This is a genomic window from Guyparkeria sp. TX1 (assembly GCF_046523965.1).
GTDB lineage: Bacteria > Pseudomonadota > Gammaproteobacteria > Halothiobacillales > Halothiobacillaceae > Guyparkeria.
On record NZ_CP144142.1, the window covers coordinates 2,192,510 to 2,216,330 of the forward strand.

Here is a 23,821-nt window from a genome sequence, read left to right on the forward strand (position 1 = left end):
GATGCCCCCGCGGCAACGCGGGATCGGCCGCTGGCTGATCCCGATGATCGGCGTGGGTGCCCTGTTTGCCGCCCCGTTGGCCTGGTGGATCCAGACCTGGACGCCCGCCGATCGCCCGGCCCGACTGGCCGCCATCGACGTCGCCGACACCTTTAAGCGCAGCCCGCAGCTTGAACAGGTGCGTGATCGCGGCGTTCTTCGCGTCGCCACCCTGATCGAACCAACCCTCTACATCCCCGACAGCTACCGACCACAGGGGCTGGAATACGACCTGACGGGGCGATTCGCCGAGCGCCTTGGCGTTGACGTGGAGTACGTGGTGGTGCCGACCATCGAGGCCGCCTACGAGGCCGTGGCCGATAATCGGGTCGATCTCGCCGCTGCAGGGCTGGCTGTCGACCCGGCACGTATGCAACGTTTCCGTTTCGGGCCGCCGTACCTAACGGTCAGTCGCAAGCTCATTCACGCCACTGACCGGCCCGCTCCCAAGGGGCTTGCCGATATCGACGGCGCGACCATCACCTTGCCGACCGGCTCGGCGAGTCGCTTCTGGCTCGAGCGTGTCATCGCACAGGACAACACCGTCCGCCTCGACGTGGTCGAGGCGCAGGACAAGCTGGCGATACTCGAGGGTATCCGCCATGGCGACATCGACTACGCGTTGGCCCTGTCGCATATCGCCCTGTTGGCACACAAACTCTCCGACGAGGTGGCCATCGGCCCGATCGTCGGCCCACCGGTTGCTCTGGCGTGGGTGTTCTCGCGACAGGCGGACGAGTCATTGCACCGGGTAGCGCGCCGTTTCTTCGCCGAAGCCCGCAGCGACCAGCAACTAAAGATGCTGGTCGATCGTCATTACGCCCAGTTCGAGCGACTCGACGAGTCGCTCTCGAGACGATTCCTGCAGGATTTGGAGACGCATGCTCGCCCCTACCTGGCCACCTTTAGACGAGCCGGAGAGCGTTACGAAATCGATTGGCGCCTGCTGGCCTCGGTCGGCTACCAGGAATCGAAATGGCAACCGGGCGCCGTGTCACACCAGGGCGCCTACGGGGTCATGCAGATCGTCCTGCCCACGGCACGGGATCTCGGCTTGACCGATCCCACCGACCCCACCACGAATATCATGAGCGGTGCGAAATACATCGCGCAGTTGCGTGAACTCGTCCCCGAAAAGGCGATTGAACCCGATCGCACCTACCTGGCGCTAGCCGCCTACAACGTCGGCATCGGCCATCTCAGCGATGCCCTCGAACTGACACGCCGACAAGGTGGCGACCCCACCCAGTGGGCGGACGTGCGCGAGCGCCTGCCACAGCTCTCCGACCCCGCTATCTACCGGGACATGCGGTATGGCTATGCCCACGGCAACGAAACCGTCAACTATGTCGAGAACATTCGTGCCTTCCACGACCTGATGATCTGGGTGGCCACCCGCAAGGATCTCCTCGCCGAACGGCCCTAAACCTTCGTCTTCGCCTCCAATGGCGATAAAAAACGAGCGACCATGAAAAACGCCCGTCTCGCCAAGCGACACGGGCGTTTCTCGTTTTGGCATCAGCCCCGAATCAAAGCTCCGCGACAATCGCCTCTAGCGCCCTGCCAGGGTCTGCCGCCGCCGTGATCGGTCGACCGATCACGAGGCTGGTCGCCCCGTTTGCCAACGCATCAGCGGGCGTGACCACCCGGCGCTGGTCGTCGCGGGCACTGCCTGCCGGGCGGACCCCGGGGGTGACCACCAATCCTGTCTCGCCGGGAAAGAGTGCACGCATCGAGGCCGCTTCTCGAGCCGAACACACCACCCCGTCGAGACCGACATCGGCGGCCAATCTGGCAAGGCGCCCAACCTGAGCCTCGGCACCATCAGTCACGCCAACCTCCGCCAGATCGGAATCCTCCATCGAGGTCAGTACCGTCACGGCTATCAGGGCCGGGGCGTCTCCGGAACCCCCGATTGCGTCCCGAGCCGCCTCGAGCATCCGGCGGCCACCGCTGGCGTGAACATTCACCAGGGCGACGTCTAGGTCGGCCGCGGCCCGACAAGCCTGGGCCACCGTGTTGGGGATGTCGTGGAATTTCAGATCCAGGAAAACCGGAAATCCACGCTGACGCGCCCATTCCACCGCCCGCGGCCCGTGGGCCGTGAAGGCTTCCTTGCCAATCTTGATCCCGCAGAGCGACGGGTCGAGCGTGGAGAGCAATTCCCTGACCCGCCCCTCTTCGGCGGCATCCAACGCCACGTAGATACGCGGTTGGGAGCGATGGCGAGCCAAGCTCAGTCCCCCTGCTTCACGGCCGCATTGACACGCTCACGCAATTCCTTGCCTGGCTTGAAGTGCGGCACGTACTTAGCCCCCAGCGAAACGGTCTCGCCGGTCTTCGGATTGCGACCCAGACGTGGGCGGCGATAGTTGAGCGAGAAGCTACCGAAACCACGGATCTCGATCCGGTCGCCGGCGCTCAACGCATCCATCATCTCGTCGAGCATCAGGCGTACCGAGGTCTCGATATCGCGCATTGGCAGGTACTGCTGGCGATCGGCCAGCCGTTCGATCAGCTCCGACTTAGTCATCGGTCAATCTCCGTTGCCGCCACGTGGGGCGCACAGCTAAGGTTTGGCAGAACTCCCCGGTGAACCGGGGGATTCCAAGGGAATTCGTGGCTTCCCGCTCGCCAATGGGGCCAAGATCAACCACCGAGGCGGACAGGCGGGGATAGCCATAAAAAACGCCATCACAAAGGATGGCGTTTTTCGGACACGACAGTTCCGAGTTACTCGGAGCGGCCGAGCTGTTCCTTGAGCAGATCACCCAGGGTCGGCGACGAGGTGCTCGGCGCCTTGCTGAGCTCGTCCATCGCCTCGGCTTCCTCGGCGTGATCCTTGGCGCGGATCGACAGGCTGATCATGCGGTTCTTACGGTCGATACCCATGAACTTGGCCTCAACTTCCTCACCTTCCTTCAGGACGGTGCGGGCGTCGTCAATACGCTCGCGAGCGATGTCCGAGGCACGGATGTAGCCGTCGATGCCTTCAGCCAGCTCGACCACGGCGCCGCGGGCGTCGACTTCACGCAGCGTACCCTTGACGATGCTGCCCTTCGGATTGTCGGCCGCCCAGTTGGACAGCGGATCGTCCTCGAGCTGCTTGAGCCCCAGTGAGATGCGCTCGCGCTCCGGGTCGATCGCGATGACCACGGCCTCGAGCTCCTCGCCCTTCTTGAACTGGCGCACGGCGTCTTCGCCCGGCTCGCTCCAGGACAGATCTGACAGGTGAACCAGGCCATCGATACCGCCGTCCAGGCCGATGAAGATGCCGAAGTCGGTGATCGACTTGATCTGGCCGGAAACCTTGTCGCCCTTGGTGTGCGATGCAGCGAAGGCATCCCACGGGTTCGGCTGACACTGCTTCATGCCCAGCGAGATCCGACGGCGGTCCTCGTCGATATCAAGGATCATCACCTCGACCTCGTCGCCGACGTTGACCAGCTTGCCCGGGTTGACGTTCTTGTTGGTCCAGTCCATCTCGGAGACGTGTACCAGACCTTCGACGCCATCCTCGATCTCGACGAAGCAGCCGTAATCGGTGATGTTGGTGACCTTGCCGAACAGACGGGTGGAGGTCGGGTAGCGACGGGAGATGTCGCTCCACGGATCTTCGCCCAGCTGCTTGAGACCCAGCGAGACGCGGTTGCGCTCGCGGTCGAACTTCAACACCTTGACGTCGATCTCGTCACCGATGTTGACCATCTCGGACGGATGCTTGACGCGCTTCCACGCCATGTCGGTGATGTGCAGCAGGCCGTCGATGCCGCCGAGGTCCAGGAACGCACCGTAGTCGGTGAGGTTCTTGACGATACCGCGCAGAACCATGCCTTCCTGCAGCTGCTCGAGCAGCGCTTCGCGCTCGGCGCTGTACTCTTCCTCGACAACCGCGCGGCGGGATACGACCACGTTGTTGCGGCGCTGATCGAGCTTGATGATCTTGAACTCGATGTCCTTGCCTTCGAGGTAGGTGGTGTCCCGGATCGGGCGCACGTCGACCAGCGAACCCGGCAGGAATGCACGGACGTCGCCGAGTTCGACGGTGAAACCACCCTTGACCTTCCCGGAAATGCGGCCGGTGACGATTTCGTCGTCGTCGAAAGCCTTCTCCAGCTTCTTCCACGCACGGGCACGCAGGGCCTTTTCACGCGACAGGCGGGTCTCGCCGAAACCGTCCTCGACGGCATCGAGGGCGACTTCGACCTCTTCACCAACGCTGATGTTCAGCTCGCCATTCTCGTCACGGAACTGATCGGTGGGGATGATACCTTCCGACTTCAGGCCAGCGTCGACGGTGACGTAGTCATCGTTGATGTCCACGACCTTGCCGTAGACGATCGAGCCCGCCTGCATGACGGCATTCTGGAGGCTTTCTTCAAAAAGCTGGGCAAAACTTTCAGACATTAATCCGCATTTCCAAAGGGTTGACGACTGGACGTTCCAATTGCTGTCCGTCGTGGTAAAAAAACACTGGCGTATCCGATCCCTGGGTTTGCCAGACAAACGGGTTGTTGAGCGGGCGGAATTGCCCGTACAAAAACACGAAGTCAACGACCCCGCCGTGTCGCTACGCGTCCCGATCGGCGAGCCGATCCTGGATGTAGCGCCACAGCGTGGCCTCCACCTCGTCGATGGAAAGATCGCTGGAATCAACGACTAACGCATCTTTCGCCGGTTTGAGCGGCGCAACCGACCGATTGCGATCCCGCTCGTCCCGTTGACGAATCTCCTCGACGAGGGCGGTAAAACTAGCATCGAATCCATTCTCGATCAACTGCTTATAACGTCGATCGGCGCGCACCTCGGCGCTGGCATCGAGAAAGATCTTCGCCGGCGCCTCCGGGAAGACCACCGTGCCCATGTCACGGCCGTCGGCAACCAGCCCCGGCGACTTGGCGAAATCACGTTGTCGCTGCAACAGCGCTTCGCGCACCTCGGGTCGGGCGGCGATCTGCGAGGCGATCGCGCCGGTGGTTTCGGTACGCAGTTCGCGGCTGACGTTCTCATCGTTGAGAAACACATTGCCCTCCTCGTCGAATCGACAGGCGAGATGACGGGCGATGTCGACGATCTCCGGGGCCTGCGGCGCCAGTCCGGCCTGCTGGCTGGCCAGGGCCGTGAGGCGATATAGGGCGCCTGAATCGAGCATGCCAAAGCCCAGGCGCGCGGCCAGTCGACGGGCGATGGTGCCCTTGCCGGAACCGCTGGGACCATCGATGGTGATGACGGGGACCATGGGATCTCCTCCAATGTGTTCAGTGGCGCGACAGTTCCAGGCAACCGCCGAGGCGATTGAACAACTCGGCAAACCCCGGAAACGAGGTCTCGACGAACTGGCAATCGTGGATGGTGACTTCACCGCGGGCCTTGAGTCCGGCGACGGCGAATGCCATCGCGATCCGGTGATCACCCTGCGCGTAGATGGTCGCCGACCCGAACGGCGTCGGCTCGCCGCGCCCCTCGATGATCATGCCGTCCTCGGTGGGGGTCGCGTCGATGCCGAGCTTGGCCAGCCCGTCGGCCATCACCGCGATGCGATCGGATTCCTTGACCCGCAACTCCTCTGCACCCGTCAGCACCGTCCGACCCTTGGCGCAGGCGGCGGCGACGAAGATCACTGGGAATTCGTCGATTGCAAGCGGCACCAGCGCCTCGTCGATCTCGATGCCTTGGAGCTCGGCGCTTTTCACGCGCAGGTCACCGACCGGCTCGCCACCCACCTCGCGACGGTTCTCGATACGGATGTCCGCGCCCATCGCCTGGAGAATATCGATCACCCCGGTGCGCGTCGGGTTCAGGCCCACGTGGGTAAGCAGGATGTCCGAGTCGGGGACGATGCTGGCCGCGACCAGGAAGAACGCTGCCGAGGAGATGTCGGCCGGCACCTCGAGCGCCCGCCCAACCAGCCGGCGCGCGCCGGCATCGCCCTGGTCGATGCAGACTCGCGCCCCCTCACGCTGCATGCCGACACCCAGCCCCGAGAGCATGCGCTCGGTGTGGTCTCGGGTCGGTGCCGGTTCGGTCACGCAGGTACGGCCCTCGGCGTACAGGCCGGCGAGCAACACACAGGATTTCACCTGGGCGCTGGCCATCGGCATGGCGTAGTCGATCGCCTTGAGCGGCTGACCGCCGTGGATTTTGAGCGGAGAACGCCCCTCGGGGCCGGATTCGATCCGTGCCCCCATGGCGGTGAGCGGGTCGATCACCCGTTTCATCGGCCGGCGCGACAGCGAGGCATCGCCCTCGAGCACCGAATCGAAGGCCTGTCCGGCGAGGATGCCGGACATCAGCCGCATCGACGTTCCCGAATTGCCGACGTAGAGTGGCTTTTCCGGCTGTTTCAGGCCATGCAGCCCCACGCCCTCGATGGTCACCCGCCCGGCCTCGGGATCGGTGATCGACACCCCCATGGCCCGGAAGCAGCGCAGCGTATTGAGGCTGTCCTCACCCTCGAGGAAACCGCTGATCTCGGTGGTGCCCTCGGCCAGCGAGCCGAACATGATCGAGCGATGCGAGATCGACTTGTCACCCGGCACCCGCGCCTCGCCCTCGAGCGCTTGGGCGGCGGTGCTGCGATAGATCAGGGAAGCGGAATCATGAACTGTAGTCATGGCGCGGTCATCCGGGGTTGGGCTGAAAAGGGATTGGTTCGGACAAGCCGGCGGGTCAGTGGCCGGACGTGTCCGTCTGGCTCACTCCGTTGGACCCGTTAGCGTGGGCCACGGGATACAGGGCGTCGCGCACGGCCTTAGCCTCGTGGAAATAATGTTCGATCTGCTCGCCATCGGCGGATTCCAGCATGCCCCGCAAGCAGTCGAGCTCGGCGCGATAGTGGTCGAGCATCACCAGGATCTCGTCGCGGTTGTCGAGGCAGATATCCCGCCACATGACCGGATCGGAGCTGGCAATGCGCGTGAAGTCACGAAAGCCGCCCGCAGCGTAGCGAAAGACCTCATAGCGCTCGGCCAGCCGGGCCAGTGCCGAGACCATCGCGTAGGCGGCTGCATGCGGGAGGTGGGATGTGGCGGCCAGCACGTGATCGTGATGGGCCACCTCAAGCCGTTCGATACGGGCCCCGGTCGCCTTCCACATCGCCTCGATGCGGGCGACGTCCTCGGCGCGGTTTTCCTTGATCGGCGTGAGGATCACGCGATGGCCGCGGTAGAGATCCGCGGTCGCCGCTTCCGGCCCGCTGCGCTCGCGCCCAGCAATCGGGTGCCCCGGGACGAATCGGGCGAGTTGCCCGGCCGACAGATGCGCCCGCGCCCGCTCGACCACCGCCCCCTTGACGCTGCCACCGTCGGTTACCAGGGCGTCATCCGGCAGGCAGGCCGCCAACTCGCCAAAAACCGCGTCCATCGCCTTGACCGGCGTGGCCAGGAACACTAGGTCTGCCCCCTCGACCGCCTCGGCAATCGAATCCGCCGGTCGGTCGATCAGCCCCAGCCGCTCGGCGGCCAGACGGGTGTCGAGTCGGCGCGAGTAGCCGACCACCTCGCCCACCTCGCCGCGCTCGCGCAGGGCCAGGGCCAGCGAACCACCGATCAGGCCGGTGCCGATCAGGGCCAGGCGGCGGAACATCATGCCGAGGCGTCCTCGTCGGCCAGTTGCGCCAACACGCCCTTCAGAGCATCGATGGCGCGGGCGTTCTGCTCGGCCGTCCCGATGGTGATACGAAGCGCTTGCGACAACCCGCCGCAGGCCTCCATACCACCGAGCGGCCGCACGATCACGCCCTCGCGCAGTAGCGCCTCGAAGACGCGCCCGGCCGCAAACGGTGTAATCACCGTGATGAAGTTCGCCCGACTGGGAACGGTCTGCCAGCCGTTCGCCTCGGCGGCGGTTGTCCACTGGGCCAGGCCGGCCTGGTTGACCTCGCGGCTTCGGGCGATGAACTCGCTGTCCTCGAGCGCCGCTTCGGCGGCCCGCAGGGCGAGCGCATTGACGTTGAAGGGATGACGCACGCGATCGAGCAGGCTGGCGATCGACGGTTCACTGACCGCGAAGCCCACGCGCAGGGCAGCCAGGCCGAAGATCTTCGAGAAGGTGCGCGTCACCACCAGGTTCGGGTAGTGCGCGAGCAGCTCGATGCCGTTCGGGAACGCCGGGTCGTCGACGTATTCGGTATACGCCTCGTCGAGCACCACGACCACGTGCGATGGCACGGCATCGAGTAGCGCGCGCAGCTCGGCGGCCTCTACCCAGGTCCCGGTCGGGTTGTTGGGGTTGGCGAGGAACAGCACGCGGGTGTGCTCATCGACCGCCGCGGCCATCGCCTCGAGATCGGCTCCAAAAGGCATCTCCGGATCGTCGGCCGGACGCGCCGGCACGACCTTCGCCGCGGCGCCCGCGGCCTGGGTGGCCAGGGCGTAGACGGCGAAGGCGTGCTCGGAGAACACGGCGTTCACGCCCGGCTCGAGGTAGGCACGCGCGACCAATTCGAGCACGTCGTTCGAGCCATTGCCCAGCGTGACCTGCTCCGGATTTACGCCGAAATGGCTGCCGATCGCTCGTTTGAGGTGGAAACCGCTGCCGTCCGGGTAGACATGCAGATCGGCCAGCCCCGCTTGAATCGCCTCGACGGCACGCGGCGACGGACCGAGCGGGTTTTCGTTGGAGGCGAGCTTGAGCACCTCCTCGATACCGTACTCACGCGCGACCTCCTCGGCCGGCTTGCCCGGCACGTAGGGCCGGATAGCCGCGACACAGTCGCGCACCCGTCCGAACGACAACTCGGTCTCGTTCACGCCCATCATTCGCCCCCCGGATGGCTGATCACCGGCACCGGGTAGGACCCCAGCACCCGCAGTTGACCGCAATGGGGGCGCAACCGCTCGAGTGCCGCCGCCACCGCCGGCTCGTCGCGATGACCGGCGATGTCGATGAAGAACACGTAATCCCAGACACGGTCCCGCGCCGGGCGTGACTCGATGCGCAGCACGTCGATACCGGCCTCGGACAACGGGAGTAGCAGCCGTGTCAGTGCGCCGGGCTCGTTGGTCACCGACAGCAGCAAGGCGGTCTTGTCGTTGCCCGAGGGCGCGACCGGCTCCCGGCCGAGCACCGCAAAACGGGTGGTGTTCTGGACGTTGTCCTGGATATTCGAGGCACGCACTACCAGCCCATGACGCTCGGCGGCAAACGTCGGACCGATGGCAAACACCTCGGGGTCGGACGCCGCCTGCTGGGCGGCAGCGCTATTGCTGGACACGGCCATGCGCTCGATGCCGGGGAAATGGGCATCGAGCCATTCGCGGCACTGGGCCAGCGACTGGGCATGCGAGACGATCACGCGGGGCGTGCTGCCGGCATCCGGGTGCGCCATCAACTGCTGGTCGATGCGCAGGGACACCTCGCCGCAGAGCAGCAGGTCGCTGCCGGCGAGTGAGTCGAGCGTGACCGAGACACTGCCCTCAGTGGAGTTCTCCAGCGGCACCACGCCGTAATCGACACTACCGGCGGAGACCGCACGGAACACCTCGGGGATGCCCGGCTCGAACTGCAGCCGCCCCCCGTGACCGAAGGCCGCCACCGCCGCCAACTCGGAGAACGTACCCGACGGCCCCAGGGTGGCAATCGAGAGCGGCCGCTCGTGGGCCAAGCAGGCCGACATGATCTCGCGAAACAGCCAGGCGACGGTCTCATCGTCCAGCGGACCGGGGTTGAGATCACGGATGCGGGAAAGCACCTGCGCCTCGCGCTCCGGCCGATAGAACGATTGCCCGGAATGATGCGCGGGATCGCGCTCCTTGATGAACGCGACCTGCTCGGCCAGGCGCGCGCGCTGGCTGAGCAGGTCGAGAATCTGCCGATCGACCGAGTCGATCAGCACCCGCACCTCGTCCAGGCTCTCGGGCAGTGCCGCGTCAGTCGCGGACTTGGCGTTTGTGCCGCCCATGTGCCCGAACGGGGATCAGAGCAGGCGCAGGCGCAGAACGCCGTCGATCGCGGCCAGCTCGTCGCGGGTCTCGGCCGGCACCTCGCGGTCGACGTCCAGCAGCGTGTAGGCCACCTTGTCACGCGACTCGTTGACCAAGTGCTCGATGTTCACGCCGGCCTTGCCGAGAATGTGCGAGATCTGACCGACCATGTCCGGACGGTTGAGGTTGGCGATCGCGATGCGCTGGGCACCCGAACGTGCCATCTGCACGTGCGGCATGTTGACCGCGTTCTTGATGTTGCCGTTCTCGATGTAGTCGCGGATCTGATCGGCAACCATGATCGCGCAGTTGTCCTCCGCCTCGTCGGTGGACGCACCCAGGTGCGGCAGGGCCAGGCACTTCGGGTGGTTCTTGGTCAGGTTGGTCGGGAAGTCGCAGACGTAGGACAGGGCCTTGCCGTTGTCCAGCGCGTCGACCATGGCCTGCTCGTTGACGATACCGGCACGGGCGAAGTTCAGGACCACGACGTTATCCTTCATGAACGCCAGGCGCTCGGCGTTGATCAGGTCACGGGTCGCGTCGATCAGCGGCACGTGCAGGGAAACGAAGTCGGCCTTGGCCAGGACCTCGTCGACACTGCCCGCCTGGTGGACGTCCGGCGACAGCTCCCAGGCGCGCTCGACGCTGATACCCGGGTCGAAGCCGATCACGCGCATGCCCAACGCCTTGGCCGAGTTGGCCACGCGTACGCCGATGGCGCCCAAGCCGATGATGCCCAGGGTGCGGCCCGGCAGCTCGAAGCCCTTGAAGTTCTTCTTGCCGGCCTCAGTCGCCTTGTTGATCTCCTCATCGGATCCCTCGAGCTTGCGCGCGAAGTCCCAGGCCGGACCGATGTTGCGGATCGACATCAGCATGCCGGCGATGACCAGCTCCTTGACCGCGTTGGCGTTCGCGCCCGGGGCGTTGAAGACCACCACGCCCTTGTCGGTCATGCGGTCGACCGGGACATTGTTGACGCCGGCGCCGGCACGGCCGATGGCCAGCAGCGACTCCGGCAGGTCCATGTCGTGCATCTTGGCCGAACGGACCAGGATGCCGTCCGCGTCGTTCAGGTCGGCACCGATGTCGTACTTGTCGGTCGGCAGGCGCTCGAGGCCCTTGTTGGAGATGGCGTTGAGGGTGTGAATCTTGTACATGACGGATTCCTTGAAAACAGTTTCTGGCAGCGAGGCGAGCGGGGCTCAGCCGTGGCGCTTGGCGAAGTCGTTCATGAAGTGGATCAGCGCGTCGACGCCGGCTTCCGGCATCGCGTTGTAGATGCTCGCGCGCATGCCGCCGACCGAACGGTGGCCGTTGAGCGTGACCAGACCCTGGCGACCGGCCTCTTCGAGGAAGGTCTTGTCGAGCGAATCGTCGGCCAGCATGAACGGCACGTTCATCCACGAGCGGTAGGCCGGCTCGACCGGGTTGCGGTAGAAGTCGTTGCCGTCGATGGCCGCGTAGAGCTTCTCGGCTTTGCGCTGGTTGATCTTGCCCATCTCCTCGAGACCGCCCTTGGCGAGCAGGTGCTCGAACACCAGACCGGCCATGTACCAGGCATAGGTCGGCGGGGTGTTGAACATGGAGTCGGCTTCCGCCTGGGTGGCCCAGTCGAGCATCGCCGGGGTATTCTCGCGCGACTTGCCCAGCAGGTCCTCGCGGACGATGACGATGGTCAGGCCGGCCGGGCCGATGTTCTTCTGCGCACCGGCGTAGATGACGCCGAACTTGGAGACGTCGATCGGGCGCGACAGGATGGTCGAGGACATGTCCGCGACCAGCGGCACGTCGCCGGTGTCCGGGATGTAGGGGAACTCGACGCCGGCGATGGTCTCGTTCGGGGTGTAGTGGACGTAGTCGGCATCCGGGGAGAACTTGATCTCGCCCTCGGCCGGCAGCGTGGTGAAGTTATCCGGCTTGGTGTCGGCGACGACGTTGACGTCGACGAAGCGCTTGGCTTCCTTGATCGCCTTGACCGACCAGTGGCCGGTGTTGAGGTAGTCGGCCTTGCCCGAGCCGTTGCCCAGGTTCAGCGGAATCGCTCCAAACTGGGTCGAGGCGCCACCCTGCAGGAACAGCACCTTGTAGTTGTCCGGGATGTTCATCAGCTTGCGCAGGTTCGCTTCCGCCTGCTCGGCGATGCCGACAAAATGCTTGCCGCGATGGCTCATTTCCATGACCGACATACCGGTCCCCTGGTAATCGACCATCTCGTCCCGTGCGCGGGTGAGGACCTCGGTGGGCAACATCGCCGGACCGGCGCTGAAGTTGTAAACGCGAGCCATGACTACTCCTGAACAGAAACGGAAAACAAGCGACCGGGCGATGATTCGCCCGGTCATTAATTCAGTCGAAAACAGCCCGCGATAGGCGGGCTGATTGGGGTGGCGCGTCCTTCGCCACGGCGGGGATCACTCCTCCGCGTCGTGTTCCTCGACTTCCTCCTCGTCGCCATCGTCCTCCATGGCGGCCACCGGCTCGATCTGGACCAGACGCTCGTCCTTGCCCAGACGGATGAGGGTCACACCCTGGGTGTTGCGCGACAGGGAGGAAATCTGGGACACCTCGGTGCGCACGAGTGTACCGCGGTTCGAGATCAGAATCACCTCGTCGGACTCGCGCACCAGGACCGCGCCGACCAGCTCGCCGTTGCGTTCACTGGTATTGATAGCGATCACGCCCTGCCCGCCCCGGTTGTAGACGGGGAACTCGTCGGTGGGCGTGCGCTTGCCGTAGCCGTTCTCGGTGGCGGTGAGCACCTCGCCTTCGTCGACCACGATCAACGAGACGACGAATTGCTTGTCCTGCAGGCGAATACCGCGCACGCCCGCCGCCGTGCGACCCATCGATCGCACATCTTCCTCGGCGAAACGCGTCGCCTTGCCGGCGTTGGAGAACAGCATGATCTCGCGGGAGCCGTCGGTCAGCGCCGCACCAATCAACCGGTCACCCTCGCGCAGGTCTATGGCGATGATGCCCGCCTGGCGCGGCCGGGAGAAGTCGACCAGCGGGGTCTTTTTCACCTGGCCATTGCGCGTGGCAAAGAAGATATAGTGATCGTCGACGAACTCGCGGATCGGCAACATGGTGTTGATGTGCTCGCCATCCTGCAGCGGCAGCACGTTGACCACCGGCCGGCCGCGCGCGCCGCGGGCACCCTGAGGCAACTGGTAGACCTTGCGCCAGTAGACCCGACCGTAGTTGGTGAACATCAGCACCCAGGCGTGGGTGCTGGCCACCAGCAGCTGTTCGATCACATCCTCGTCCTTCATCCGCGTCGAGGCCTTACCCCGGCCGCCGCGGCGCTGACTGCGGTAATCGGTCAGCGATTGGGTCTTGATGTAACCCTCGCGAGAGAGCGTGACCACGCGGTCTTCCTCGGCGATCAGGTCCTCCATCGAGAGATCTTCGTAATCGACGATGATCTCCGTGCGACGCGGATCGGCGTACTCGTCCCGAATCCGCATCAGCTCGTCGCGGATGACCTGCATCAGCCGATCTTCCGAGCGCAGGATGTCGAGCAGATCGATGATGCGCTCGAGGAGGTTGGCGTATTCCTCGACGATCTTGTCCTGCTCGAGACCGGTCAGGCGGTTCAGGCGCATCTCGAGGATGGCCTGGGCCTGCTCGGCCGAGAGCCGGTAGCTGCCGTCTTCCTGCAGACCGAATGCATCACCCAACCCCTCGGGGCGCGAGGCGGCGGCATCGGCCTTCTCGAGCATGGTGCGCACCACGCCGGACTCCCAGGTGCCGTCAAGCAGCTTGGCCTTGGCCTCGGCCGGGGTCGGCGCCGCCTTGATCACGGCGATCATCGGGTCGATGTTCGCCAGGGCCACGGCCAGACCTTCGAGGATGTGGGCGCGATCGCGCGCCTTGCGCAGATCGTAGATCGTGCGGCGAGTAACGACTTCGCGGCGATGACGCAGGAAGACGTTGAGGATCTCGCGCAGCCCGACGGTGCGTGGCTGGCCATCGATCAGGGCGACCATGTTGATGCCGAACACGCTCTGCAGCTGGGTCTGCTGGTAGAGGTTGTTCAGGAGCACATCGGGCATCTCGCCACGCTTGCACTCGATCACGACGCGCATGCCGTCCTTGTCGGACTCGTCACGGAGTTCGGCGATGCCATCGATCTTCTTCTCGCGCACCAGCTCGGCGATGCGCTCGATCAGGCGTGCCTTGTTGACCTGGTACGGCAGCTCGGTGATCACGATCGAGGTGCGGTCGGTCTTCTCGCTGTCCTCGAACTCGGCTCGGGCGCGCATCACGCAACGACCACGACCGGTCAGGTAGGCATCCCGCAGACCGGCCGCACCATTGATAATCCCGGCGGTCGGGAAGTCCGGGGCCGGCACGTAGGCGAGCAGGTCGTCATCATTGATGGCCGGGTCGTCGATCAAAGCGACGGTGGCGTCGAGCACCTCGCCCAGGTTGTGCGGCGGAATGTTGGTCGCCATGCCCACGGCAATACCCGAGGAACCGTTGACCAGCAGGTTCGGGAACTGGGCGGGCAGGACCTGCGGCTCGGATTCCGAGCCGTCGTAGTTGTCGATGAAGTCGACGGTTTCCTTGTCGATGTCGGCGAGCAGTTCGTGGGCGATCTTGGCCATGCGCACTTCGGTGTAACGCATCGCCGCCGGGGCGTCTCCGTCAACCGAGCCGAAGTTGCCCTGCCCGTCGATGAGCATGTTGCGCATGGAGAAATCCTGCGCCATGCGTACCAGCGCGTCGTAGACCGCCGAATCCCCGTGCGGGTGATACTTACCGATGACGTCACCCACGACACGCGCGGATTTCTTGTAGGGCTTGTTCCACTCGTTGCCCAACTCGCGCATGGCGTAGAGGACCCGGCGGTGTACCGGCTTGAGGCCGTCACGGGCATCCGGCAGCGCACGCCCCACGATCACGCTCATGGCGTAATCGAGATAGGACTGCCGCATCTCGTCTTCGAGATTGACCGGGAAGATTTCTTGAGCGAACTGAGTCATTCGAGTGTCCTGGTACCCACGAGTGTCCTGATTCAACGGCACGGTCCTTACGACCGCTGCGACGAGGCGCGAAGGCAACCACCCCCGAGCGTCACCCCTGCCGGGCCACCGCGACCCCGCGAGACCGCCGCAGAGCCCTTATGGCCGCGGTCGGACGGGTGCGTCGCCAAACCGGGGCATCGTACCACAGAGCGCCTCTTGACGCGGCGCCCCGGGCGGCCCGTCAATCGAACAGCCGCACAATCCCGGCACGATTCGGGTGACGCACCACGCCGGCCTCGGTAACCAGCGCGTCGATCAGCCCGGCCGGCGTGACATCGAAGGCCGGGTTGTACACGTCGACCCCTTCGGGGGCCACCGGTTGCCCGGCGATTTCACTGACCTCGGACCCCGAACGCTGCTCGATCTCGATAGCCCCGCCATCGGGGCAGTTGCGATCGATCGTCGAACGCGGAGCGACCACCATGAATCTCACGCCGTGATGCCGCGCCAGCACCGCAAGCGAATAGGTGCCGATCTTGTTCGCCACGTCGCCATTCGCCGCGACCCGATCGGCCCCCACGATCACCCAGCTCACCCGGCCGGTGGCCAGCACGCTCGCCGCAGCACTGTCACAAATCAGCCGGTACGGAATCGATTCCTGTTGCAATTCCCAAGCCGTCAGCCTCGAGCCCTGCAGCCAGGGACGGGTCTCGTCGACATATACCCCTTCGAGCCGCCCGGCGGCCCAGGCATCACGGACGACACCCAGCGCCGTGCCCTGCCCCGCGGTAGCCAACGCGCCGGTATTACAATGAGTAAGCACCCAGCTGCGTTCCGAGCCGGGCTCAATCAGGCCCGCCCCCAACTGACTCATAGCAAGGTTAGCCTCCACGTCGCGCGCCTCGATGGATCGCGCCTCCTCAGTCAGACGACGCAGCCGTTGACCACTCTCCAGCGATTCGACCTTACGCAGACAGGCGACCATGCGATCCAAGGCCCAGACCAGGTTGACGGCGGTCGGACGCGCGGCGGCCAATTCACCATACGCCGGCTCAAGCATCGCGACGGTGAGTTCGTCACCTCGTGCGGTTGCCGTGTGCGCGGCAAGCAGATACCCGTAAGCCGCCGCCACCCCGATGGCAGGCGCCCCGCGAACCGCCATCTCGCGTATCACTTTTGCCACGCACGTTGCATCTGTACAACACAGCCACTCGACCCGGTGCGGCAATAGCCTCTGATCGAGCACATGCAACTTTTTTTCCTTGTATGTCAGAGCCTTAAGCAAACCCAACCCCCACTTGAAAATGCACTGCAATCACGAACCCACACCCCTTTTATCCAAGGGCTTAAGCGCCATTGAGCGATTTTGATGCCTAGTTTCGCAATCGATCGGCGCTATTTTTGCACTTTGCCGGAAGGGGCGGCTACTATTCCGGTGAGATTCAACCAATGCCGGATCTGAATCGCGCTATTCCTAGCGACACCAAAGTCATCTCTGACCTCATAAGAAACAAGGAGATTTCACAGATGAAGAAAATGACCGTGATCGCTGCCTCCGTTGCAGCCACGTTTGCCTTCTCTGGCCAGTCCCTCGCCGGGGGTGATTCCCCGTACGTGTTTGACAGCAACGGCGACCCGGTAATGACCGGCCATGGCACGTGCCTGTACAACAATCACGGCACGCTGAACAGCGAGACCGCGATCGAAGCGTGCAACCCGGAACTGATCACCAAGGCCGAGCCGGCACCGAAGCCGGTCGTCGAGCCGCCTCCGGCACCGGAAGCCAAGACCATCACGCTCGAGGCTGACACCTACTTCGACTTCGACAAGTCGAACCTGAAGCCGGAAGGCAAGGACACCCTGAACGCGCTGGTCCGCGACATGGGTGACCTGAACGCCGTCGCGAACATCGAAGCCGTCGGTCACACCGACAGCATCGGTACCGACGAGTATAACCAAGGCCTGTCCGAGCGTCGCGCTGCGACCGTCAAGGACTACCTGGTTGACCAAGGTGTTCCGGGCGACAAGATCGAGACCCAGGGCATGGGCGAATCCAACCCGATCGCCACCAACCAGACCCGTGAAGGTCGTGCCCAGAACCGTCGTGTTGAAATCACCGTACAGGGCACCGCCCAGTAAGGCGTTTCCAACGCTCGATGTGAAAAACACCGCCTCCGGGCGGTGTTTTTGTTTGCGGCCAACTCACGGTCACACTCGAAGCGAACGGGATGGCACCTATACTGTTTACGCAATCCGTTCCACTCATAACGCAAAACGAATCGCTTTCAAGAGGAACCGTCATGGAAGAAGCAGGCTTTTTCTCCCTGTATGTATTGCCTTGGATCATCAAGATCCTGATTGCCGTCGCGATCGCCGCCGGTGGCTACTTCATCGCCAAGATCGGCAGCCCCTGGCTCGCCAAGCTGCTGGGGCGAACAGGCATAGAGCCGATGCTGGTCGGCTTTACAGTCGCCTTGGCGCGCACCGCGTTCCTGTTGTTCGTGGTAATCGCGGCCCTGTCACAGCTAGGCCTTGATACGACCTCGCTAGTCGCCCTGGTCGCCGGCGCCGGCATTGCCGTTGGCCTGGCACTGAAGGACTCGCTGGGCAACTTCGCCGCCGGGGTGATGGTGCTGATCTTTCGTCCGTTCAAGGCCGGCGACTTCATCATTGCCGATGGAGTCATGGGCACCGTGAACGAGATCGGCATCTTCCACACCCGCATGAACACACCCGACAACGTCGAACTGATCGTCCCCAACGGCCAGCTCTACGCCTCGGCGATCACCAACTACAGCGTGCGCGACACCCGTCGCCTGGACCTGGCAATCGGCATCGACTACGCCGACGATATCGCCAAGGCCAAGGAGTTGATCATGCAGGTGTTCGAGAAGGAAGAACGCGTCCTCAAGGATCCGGCCCCGGCCGTGTTGGTCGACCAGTTTGGCGCCTCGAGCGTCGACTTGCTGGTACGCCCATGGATTCGCTCAGCCGATATGCCGACGATCAAGTCCGACCTGCAGCAGCAGATCAAGGAAGCCTTCGATGCAAACGGCATCACCATCCCGTTCCCGCAGATGGTAATCAGTTCCGCCGAAGGCGCCGACGAGGGCGCGAAGACAAGCAAGTCCTGATCAACATACCCCGCACGAAGAAAGCCCCGCAATTGCGGGGCTTTCTTTTGCTTGCCGGAGTGAAAGTCTCCGGGGAAGACGGGGGGGGCTTATCGGCCACCGCCGTAACCACCGCCCATGCCACCAGCGCCGGCACCGGGACCCATACCGCCGCCACCGACCGAAACGGTGCTGTCGTCATCCAGGAAGCGGTTGGTTGAATCAGCGCCGCCGCCACCTTGGACAAAGGCGAGGAAGGCATCGTTGTCATCCAACGTATCAACGCGGGTGTTGTGGATGTCATTCGGCATGTTAGCCGTACCCTCGCCTGACGGGCTGTTGTGATCGGCCTGCGCCACGCCAGACGCGAGAAAGGCCGCGGAAGCCAGGAAAGCGGGAACAATGGTCTTCAACTTGATCATGGTGTACCTCTCGTACAGTCACCGGACATTCACGCATGGGAATATAACCATATTCTTGCCATGCATAAACTCAGACCATGCCTCATTTGAAAAGTTTCCTGCCGGCAGATAGTAGGCCCTGCGGCAGGAGATCCACTGATCGGCTACGGAGTGGGCCACCACGTCGCCAGAGCGACATCCAGACAGCAAAAAGCCCGGATGCACTGCACCCGGGCTTTAATGATTTCCGTCAACGATGTTTGGCGGAGAGGCAGGGATTCGAACCCTGGGACCCCGCGAGGGGGTCAACGGTTTTCGAGACCGCCCCGTTCGACCGCTCCGGCACCTCTCCAAACGGGAAAGACGCGACCGAGGTCGCGTCCACGCCCGGCTTTAAACCCCGGGCTATACAAAAACTGGCGGAGAGAGAGGGATTCGAACCCTCGGTACGGGGTTACCGTACACACGCTTTCCAGGCGTGCTCCTTCGACCGCTCGGACACCTCTCCGTTCTTCTACCCGACGGGGCAGACCCGCGTCAGGAAGGGCGCAGAGTTTACCCAAACCGCCAGCCCATGACAATGGGCAGACGACCACGAGCATGCACACACGATATCAGCGCCCCGGTTCAAGCACCGCCATGGATTCGACGTGTGCCGTATGGGGGAACATGTCCATCACGCCCGCCGCCAACAGCCGCCAACCGTGTTCGTTCACCAGTCGACCGACATCCCGGGCAAGCGTTCCCGGGTGGCAGGAGACGTAAACCACCCGGGCCGGCTTCATGCGCGCGATCACGGACATCATGGCCTCGGCACCCGCCCGCGGTGGGTCGAGCAGGACGCGGTCGAACGACTCGTTCATCCAGCCGTGGCCGGCATCGGGATCGAACAGGTTGCCGACGACGTGACGCGTGTTCTCGATGCCATTGCTCGTCGCACAGGCCGCGCCGCGCTCGACCATCGCCTGATCCGCCTCCACAGCGGTGACCGCCCCCGCCGGGCCGGCCTGCCGGGCCAGTGGCAGACTGAAATTGCCAAGCCCGGCGAACAGGTCCAGCACCCGATCGCCCGGTTGCACCGCAAGCCACTCCAACGCCTGGTGCACCATGCGGCGGTTGATCTCGGCATTGACCTGGGCGAAGTCCAGCGGCGAGAAGCGGATCTCGACATCGAACTCCTCGAGACGGTAGCTCGGGTAGACGTCGCGCGCCCCCTCTACCAGTGGCTCGAGGCTGTCCGGGCCGCCAGGTTGCAGGAAGATCGCGAAACCATGCGCGTCGGCAAAGGCATCCAGACGCGCCCGATCCGCCTCCCCCAGCGGCACCATGTGGCGGAAGGCCAAGGCGCAGTGCGCATCGCCACAGCCCACTTCGATCTGGGGAATGTCTCGCCGGGCATCCATCTCGCCGATCAGTTCGGCGATCGCCGGCAATTGCTCGCCCACCCGCGGGTCGAGCACCGGGCAGGTGTCGATATCGGCGAGCAGAGGCGAGCCGAGTTCGCGAAACCCCACCACCGCACGTCCCTTCTTGCGCACGAAGCGCACACCCAATCTCGCCATGCGGCGGTAGCCCCAGATCGCACCCGTCAACGGCTCGAGCACCTGCTCCGGTGTCACCCGCCCGATCCGCGACAGTTGATCCAGCAAGGCCTGTTGCTTGTGGCGCACCTGCGCCTCAGGGGCCAAGTGCTGCATGGCGCATCCACCGCAATGATGGAAATGCGGGCAGCCCGGCTCGATCCGTTCCGGACTGGCCCGATCCACAGCCACCGCATCGCCCAGATCGAAATGCCGGCGCTGGTCGCGATACACGAAGCGCACGTCCTCGCCCGGCAGCGCCCGACCGACGAAGGTCGCCTTGCCATCGACGTGAGCCACGCCGCGACCCTCGAGGGTGAGCGACTCGATGTGGGCTTCGAACTCGCCCGGCGGCAGCGGCTTGGCATGCTTGTGCTTGTGGCGTTTCTTGCGGTTGGGGTTGCGGGCCATCGATTTCTCGATCAGAGGAAAGACAAAGGCCCTGCCGCACGGGGTGCATGGCAGGGCCGGCTCAGGGTCAATTAGGCCAATCAGCCCGCCGGGAAGACCCCGGTGGACAGGTAGCGGTCACCACGATCGCAGACGATGGTGACGATCACGGCGTTCTCCACCTCGGCGGACACCTTCAGGGCCGCGGCCATCGCGCCGCCCGAGGAGATCCCCGCCATGATGCCCTCCTCGCGCGCCAGCCGCCGGGTCATTTCCTCGGCTTCATCCTGGCCGATATCCAGGGTGCGATCCACCCGCGCCGGCTCGAAGATCCGGGGCAGGTATTCTTTCGGCCAGCGCCGAATCCCCGGAATCTGCGCGCCCTCGCCCGGCTGAACGCCGACGATCTGCACACCGGGGTTCTGCTCCTTGAGGTAGTGCGAGGTGCCCATGATCGTGCCGGTGGTGCCCATCGCGGAGACGAAATGCGTCACACGGCCCTCGGTGGCCGCCCAGATTTCCGGGCCGGTCGTCAGGTAATGCGCCCGCGGGTTGTCCGGGTTGGCGAACTGGTCCAGCACCGTGCCCTCGCCTCGCGCGGCCATCGCGGCGGCAAGGTCCCGCGCGCCTTCCATGCCCTCATCCCGGGAGACCAGCTTGAGCTCCGCCCCGTAGGCGGCCATCGACTGGCGACGTTCGATCGACATATGCTCGGGCATGATCAGCGTCAGGCGCAGGCCCAGCGTAGCGGCCACCATCGCCAATGCGATGCCGGTATTGCCGGAGGTCGCCTCGACCAATCGGTCGCCGGGCTTGATCTCGCCGCGTTCCATGGCGCGTGCGATCATCGAATGTGCCGCGCGATCCTTCACCGACCCGGCCGGATTGTTGCCCTCGAGCTTGCCGAGAATCACGTTGCCGCGCGCCGCCCCCGTGGGGTCGAGACGCTGGATACGCGCCAGTGGCGTGTTGCCGATCAATTGATCAAGACGGTGACCTAACATACGCTTTGCCGGCTCGCTCCAGTTACCAAATTCTTCCGGGGAAGGCGGGTTTGCCTCGCGCCCCGAGTATGCCACAAAGGCCTTCGGTGAACGCTCCGATCCGCAGTAAACAGACCGCCACACAACGTGGCCCCGCCGGCCGTCTTGCCGCCCTGGGAGCTATCCTGCCCTGGGCCCTGCTCGCTCTGGTCGCTCCCCCGCTGCTGCTCGCGATCGAGGCGCTCGTTTCCGGCCGAACCCTTCCCTCGCCCGCGTTCTGGGCGGCAACCATCGGCTGGACCGGCATCTGGCTGCTCCTTGCCGGCCTGTCGATTACGCTCCTTTGGTTTCGGCGGCGATCCCATCCCTCGGACACCAACGCAACCAGCAAGTCGGTACCACCGATCCAGCGCACCGGACCGGAAAGCCAGCTTTCGGCCGCCACGGTACTCGAACTGGTCAACCAGCAATGGGTGACGCCGCTGGGGCACATCCGATCGGCGGTCGACAGCCTCGCCACGCTGGAACGTCGCCTGAGCCGCTGCGCGCCACCGGCCAAGGACGGCGAACAGGAACCGGCCCGATCACTCCAGCTGATGCGTCACGCCAGCCACCGCCTGCGCCTCTCGATCGAGAACATCATCGACTACCACGAGATCACCGCTGGCCGCATGACGCGCACCGACGGGCGGGTCAACCTGCGCACCACGGGCGAGGACCTGGTGACCGACTGGCAGACCACCGCCCAGCGCGACGGCGAGGTGTTGCAGTTCATCGGCTACCAGGACCTGCCGCGAGAGATCGTGTTCGATCCGCAGATGCTGCGCCGTCTGCTCGACCGTCTGCTCAACGAGATCCTCGGCATCGCCCACCTGCGCGAGCCGGCCATCACGCTGGAACTCGAGGATGACCACGAGAACGAGGGCGGCGACCGATTGGGACGCTTTCGCCTGACCATCGACGGGCAGGCCCGTGACGGTTCTCTCGATCGGGAACAACTAGCCGAACGCCTCGCGCAACCGTTGCCCGAGCAACTCGAGGGCCTGCTGATCGACGATCTGATCGATCTCTGGATCCTGCGCTGCATCTCCCATCACCTTGATTCGGCACTCGAGGTGGTCGACACCGGCCCGGAGCGCTTCGGGATGACCGCGACCTTCAGCGCCCCCATCCTGATCGGCGAACCCGACAGCAGCGACCGGCTGGCGGACCAACTGGCGGCCGTGGTCTGCGCCTCGGCGCAACATCGCCGTGCCTGGCAGGGCAACCTCGCCGCCCTCGGGGCGAACATCCAGGTGGAGCCGGATTTCGGCCAGCCAGTCGACCTGCTGTTCCTCGACGAGCGCATCGTCGAACGACACCATGAGGACCCGGCCTTCGGTCAGTGGGTCTCGCTGGCCGGGCGGGTCATCGGGCTATCCAGCCACCTGACTATTCGGGGGCGGCCGGCCGCGGCGCTGCACTGGGCGGACTTCACCTTGCCACTGTTCATTCGAGCTCGGGCGCTGGCCGCCTCGCTCGAACGGGTATTGGGCGCCCCGACACCGGGACCGGGTCGCAGCCCAGCCCGTTTTGCCCCACCTCGCCAAGCCGACAGCCCCCCCGCTAGCGGTGGCAGCGACAAACCACGGCAGGGCAAGCCGGGTCGACACGCCCTGTATTCCTTTGCCGGCCGGACCGCGCTGGTGATCGACGATGACCCGGTCTACCTCGCCCACCTGGGGCAAACGCTGCGTGAACTGGGATTCCACGTCCTCGAGGCCACCAACGGCAAGCAGGCGCTTGCACTGGCTGATCATGAAGACATCGACGTGGTGTTCACCGACATGCACATGCCGGACATCACCGGTGCCGGCGTCGCACGCATCCTGAAAAAGCGTCCGCGCCACCTGGAAACCCCGATAATCGCCATCACGGCCAACCGGCAGGGCAACGTGCACCAGGACCTGCTGCACAGCGGCATCGAACGGGTGCTGACCAAACCGGTCACCGCCGGCGATCTGCTCAGCTCGATCGGCGAATTCTTCCCCCTGGAGACTCACGGTCGTCCCGACCCGGAGACCACCCCGCCCGCCAGAAACGACCGCAAGGACGAACGCGACCCCTTCCTCACCCGACTGCTCTGCGATGAGCTGCCGGGCTATCGGCGGCTACTGACCGCACAGGCCGACGATCACGAAACACTGCGCCATGCCGCGCACAAGCTCCGGGGGGCCGCCGCCTGCTGTCGTGAAACCGAGTTGCAGACACTCGCCGGTGAGCTTGAGGATGCGCTCGACGCCAACGAAACGGCCGAGCGCATCGCGCCACGCATTGCCGCGCTGATCCGCTGCATCGACGGCATAAACGCCAACCCGCTCTGCGATACGAGGACCACCTGAATACGCCGCTTGGCGCGGCCGGGTTACATAAGACCGCGCTG

At 64.6% G+C, this 23,821-nt stretch carries 19 protein-coding genes and 2 tRNA genes; 4 read left to right on the plus strand and 17 right to left on the minus strand.

The annotated features are described in order from the left end of the window. Position 1 precedes the first annotated feature (1 nt). Positions 2 to 1,465, plus strand: coding sequence for a membrane-bound lytic murein transglycosylase MltF (gene mltF, locus VWP12_RS10120; protein ID WP_410474015.1), 1,464 nt, complete (start codon positions 2 to 4; stop codon positions 1,463 to 1,465). Positions 1,466 to 1,568: 103 nt separating this feature from the next. Here mltF and pyrF read toward each other — a convergent pair whose 3' ends face one another. From pyrF to mtnA, 12 genes are all read right to left on the minus strand, one after another. Beyond that, on the minus strand, positions 1,569 to 2,273 hold the full coding sequence (pyrF, locus tag VWP12_RS10125) for an orotidine-5'-phosphate decarboxylase (protein ID WP_410474016.1): 705 nt from the start codon (positions 2,271 to 2,273) through the stop codon (positions 1,569 to 1,571). Between the two features lie 2 nt (positions 2,274 to 2,275). Further along, the gene (locus VWP12_RS10130; RefSeq protein ID WP_125197917.1) at positions 2,276 to 2,572 is read right to left on the minus strand and encodes an integration host factor subunit beta; all 297 of its coding nucleotides are present in this window, start codon (positions 2,570 to 2,572) and stop codon (positions 2,276 to 2,278) included. Between the two features lie 200 nt (positions 2,573 to 2,772). Continuing rightward, on the minus strand, positions 2,773 to 4,446 hold the full coding sequence (rpsA, locus tag VWP12_RS10135) for a 30S ribosomal protein S1 (RefSeq protein ID WP_125197916.1): 1,674 nt from the start codon (positions 4,444 to 4,446) through the stop codon (positions 2,773 to 2,775). Positions 4,447 to 4,609: 163 nt separating this feature from the next. Further along, positions 4,610 to 5,278, minus strand: a complete 669-nt coding sequence (gene cmk, locus VWP12_RS10140) for a (d)CMP kinase (RefSeq protein ID WP_410474017.1) — start codon at positions 5,276 to 5,278, stop codon at positions 4,610 to 4,612. Between the two features lie 19 nt (positions 5,279 to 5,297). Further along, entirely contained in the window at positions 5,298 to 6,653 is a 1,356-nt protein-coding gene (aroA, locus tag VWP12_RS10145; protein ID WP_410474018.1) for a 3-phosphoshikimate 1-carboxyvinyltransferase, read from the minus strand. A 55-nt stretch (positions 6,654 to 6,708) separates the two neighbouring features. Beyond that, on the minus strand, positions 6,709 to 7,623 hold the full coding sequence (locus VWP12_RS10150; protein ID WP_410474967.1) for a prephenate dehydrogenase: 915 nt from the start codon (positions 7,621 to 7,623) through the stop codon (positions 6,709 to 6,711). Beyond that, complete coding sequence (hisC, locus tag VWP12_RS10155) at positions 7,623 to 8,795, minus strand: histidinol-phosphate transaminase (protein WP_410474968.1); 1,173 nt, start codon at positions 8,793 to 8,795, stop codon at positions 7,623 to 7,625. The genes VWP12_RS10150 and hisC overlap by 1 nt, the downstream gene beginning before the upstream one ends. Continuing rightward, positions 8,795 to 9,940 carry a prephenate dehydratase gene (gene pheA, locus VWP12_RS10160; protein ID WP_410474019.1) on the minus strand — a complete coding sequence of 382 codons (1,146 nt, stop codon included), beginning with the start codon at positions 9,938 to 9,940 and terminating at the stop codon, positions 8,795 to 8,797. Before pheA ends, hisC begins: the two co-directional genes overlap by 1 nt. A 15-nt stretch (positions 9,941 to 9,955) precedes the next feature. After that, the gene (locus VWP12_RS10165; protein WP_125197913.1) at positions 9,956 to 11,119 is read right to left on the minus strand and encodes a 3-phosphoglycerate dehydrogenase family protein; all 1,164 of its coding nucleotides are present in this window, start codon (positions 11,117 to 11,119) and stop codon (positions 9,956 to 9,958) included. Between the two features lie 45 nt (positions 11,120 to 11,164). Then, the gene (serC, locus tag VWP12_RS10170) at positions 11,165 to 12,247 is read right to left on the minus strand and encodes a 3-phosphoserine/phosphohydroxythreonine transaminase (protein WP_410474020.1); all 1,083 of its coding nucleotides are present in this window, start codon (positions 12,245 to 12,247) and stop codon (positions 11,165 to 11,167) included. Between the two features lie 126 nt (positions 12,248 to 12,373). Then, on the minus strand, positions 12,374 to 14,950 hold the full coding sequence (gene gyrA / locus VWP12_RS10175; protein ID WP_410474021.1) for a DNA gyrase subunit A: 2,577 nt from the start codon (positions 14,948 to 14,950) through the stop codon (positions 12,374 to 12,376). 223 nt (positions 14,951 to 15,173) lie between these two features. Then, entirely contained in the window at positions 15,174 to 16,238 is a 1,065-nt protein-coding gene (mtnA, locus tag VWP12_RS10180) for an S-methyl-5-thioribose-1-phosphate isomerase (RefSeq protein ID WP_410474969.1), read from the minus strand. Between the two features lie 143 nt (positions 16,239 to 16,381). Between mtnA and VWP12_RS10185 the strand changes: the two genes are divergently transcribed. After that, complete coding sequence (locus VWP12_RS10185) at positions 16,382 to 17,071, plus strand: OmpA family protein (protein ID WP_410474022.1); 690 nt, start codon at positions 16,382 to 16,384, stop codon at positions 17,069 to 17,071. 161 nt (positions 17,072 to 17,232) lie between these two features. Next, positions 17,233 to 18,066 carry a mechanosensitive ion channel family protein gene (locus VWP12_RS10190; RefSeq protein ID WP_410474023.1) on the plus strand — a complete coding sequence of 278 codons (834 nt, stop codon included), beginning with the start codon at positions 17,233 to 17,235 and terminating at the stop codon, positions 18,064 to 18,066. Between the two features lie 89 nt (positions 18,067 to 18,155). Here VWP12_RS10190 and VWP12_RS10195 read toward each other — a convergent pair whose 3' ends face one another. From VWP12_RS10195 to cysM, 5 genes are all read right to left on the minus strand, one after another. Next, a complete protein-coding gene (locus tag VWP12_RS10195; RefSeq protein ID WP_410474024.1) occupies positions 18,156 to 18,467 on the minus strand; it encodes a hypothetical protein in 312 nt (103 codons plus the stop codon). A 240-nt stretch (positions 18,468 to 18,707) separates the two neighbouring features. Further along, positions 18,708 to 18,798: transfer RNA gene (locus tag VWP12_RS10200), tRNA-Ser, on the minus strand. Positions 18,799 to 18,863: 65 nt separating this feature from the next. Beyond that, positions 18,864 to 18,954, minus strand: a tRNA-Ser gene (locus VWP12_RS10205). 106 nt (positions 18,955 to 19,060) lie between these two features. Beyond that, the gene (rlmD, locus tag VWP12_RS10210; protein WP_410474025.1) at positions 19,061 to 20,437 is read right to left on the minus strand and encodes a 23S rRNA (uracil(1939)-C(5))-methyltransferase RlmD; all 1,377 of its coding nucleotides are present in this window, start codon (positions 20,435 to 20,437) and stop codon (positions 19,061 to 19,063) included. A gap of 80 nt (positions 20,438 to 20,517) precedes the next feature. Next, positions 20,518 to 21,420 (minus strand): cysteine synthase CysM, encoded by a 903-nt coding sequence (gene cysM / locus VWP12_RS10215; protein WP_410474026.1) that lies wholly within the window; start codon positions 21,418 to 21,420, stop codon positions 20,518 to 20,520. Between the two features lie 86 nt (positions 21,421 to 21,506). On the opposite strand from cysM, the gene VWP12_RS10220 reads away from it, so the two are divergent. Continuing rightward, positions 21,507 to 23,780, plus strand: coding sequence for a response regulator (locus VWP12_RS10220; RefSeq protein WP_410474027.1), 2,274 nt, complete (start codon positions 21,507 to 21,509; stop codon positions 23,778 to 23,780). Positions 23,781 to 23,821 lie beyond the last annotated feature (41 nt).

Coding starts and splice junctions, on each gene's coding strand:
- mltF (WP_410474015.1), top strand. CDS start 2: ATGCCCCCGCGGCAACGCGGGATCGGCCGCTGGCTGATCCCGATGATC.
- VWP12_RS10130 (WP_125197917.1), bottom strand. CDS start 2,572: ATGACTAAGTCGGAGCTGATCGAACGGCTGGCCGATCGCCAGCAGTAC.
- rpsA (WP_125197916.1), bottom strand. CDS start 4,446: ATGTCTGAAAGTTTTGCCCAGCTTTTTGAAGAAAGCCTCCAGAATGCC.
- cmk (WP_410474017.1), bottom strand. CDS start 5,278: ATGGTCCCCGTCATCACCATCGATGGTCCCAGCGGTTCCGGCAAGGGC.
- aroA (WP_410474018.1), bottom strand. CDS start 6,653: ATGACTACAGTTCATGATTCCGCTTCCCTGATCTATCGCAGCACCGCC.
- VWP12_RS10150 (WP_410474967.1), bottom strand. CDS start 7,623: ATGTTCCGCCGCCTGGCCCTGATCGGCACCGGCCTGATCGGTGGTTCG.
- hisC (WP_410474968.1), bottom strand. CDS start 8,795: ATGGGCGTGAACGAGACCGAGTTGTCGTTCGGACGGGTGCGCGACTGT.
- pheA (WP_410474019.1), bottom strand. CDS start 9,940: ATGGGCGGCACAAACGCCAAGTCCGCGACTGACGCGGCACTGCCCGAG.
- VWP12_RS10165 (WP_125197913.1), bottom strand. CDS start 11,119: ATGTACAAGATTCACACCCTCAACGCCATCTCCAACAAGGGCCTCGAG.
- serC (WP_410474020.1), bottom strand. CDS start 12,247: ATGGCTCGCGTTTACAACTTCAGCGCCGGTCCGGCGATGTTGCCCACC.
- gyrA (WP_410474021.1), bottom strand. CDS start 14,950: ATGACTCAGTTCGCTCAAGAAATCTTCCCGGTCAATCTCGAAGACGAG.
- VWP12_RS10185 (WP_410474022.1), top strand. CDS start 16,382: ATGCCGGATCTGAATCGCGCTATTCCTAGCGACACCAAAGTCATCTCT.
- VWP12_RS10190 (WP_410474023.1), top strand. CDS start 17,233: ATGGAAGAAGCAGGCTTTTTCTCCCTGTATGTATTGCCTTGGATCATC.
- VWP12_RS10195 (WP_410474024.1), bottom strand. CDS start 18,467: ATGATCAAGTTGAAGACCATTGTTCCCGCTTTCCTGGCTTCCGCGGCC.
- rlmD (WP_410474025.1), bottom strand. CDS start 20,437: ATGGCCCGCAACCCCAACCGCAAGAAACGCCACAAGCACAAGCATGCC.
- cysM (WP_410474026.1), bottom strand. CDS start 21,420: ATGTTAGGTCACCGTCTTGATCAATTGATCGGCAACACGCCACTGGCG.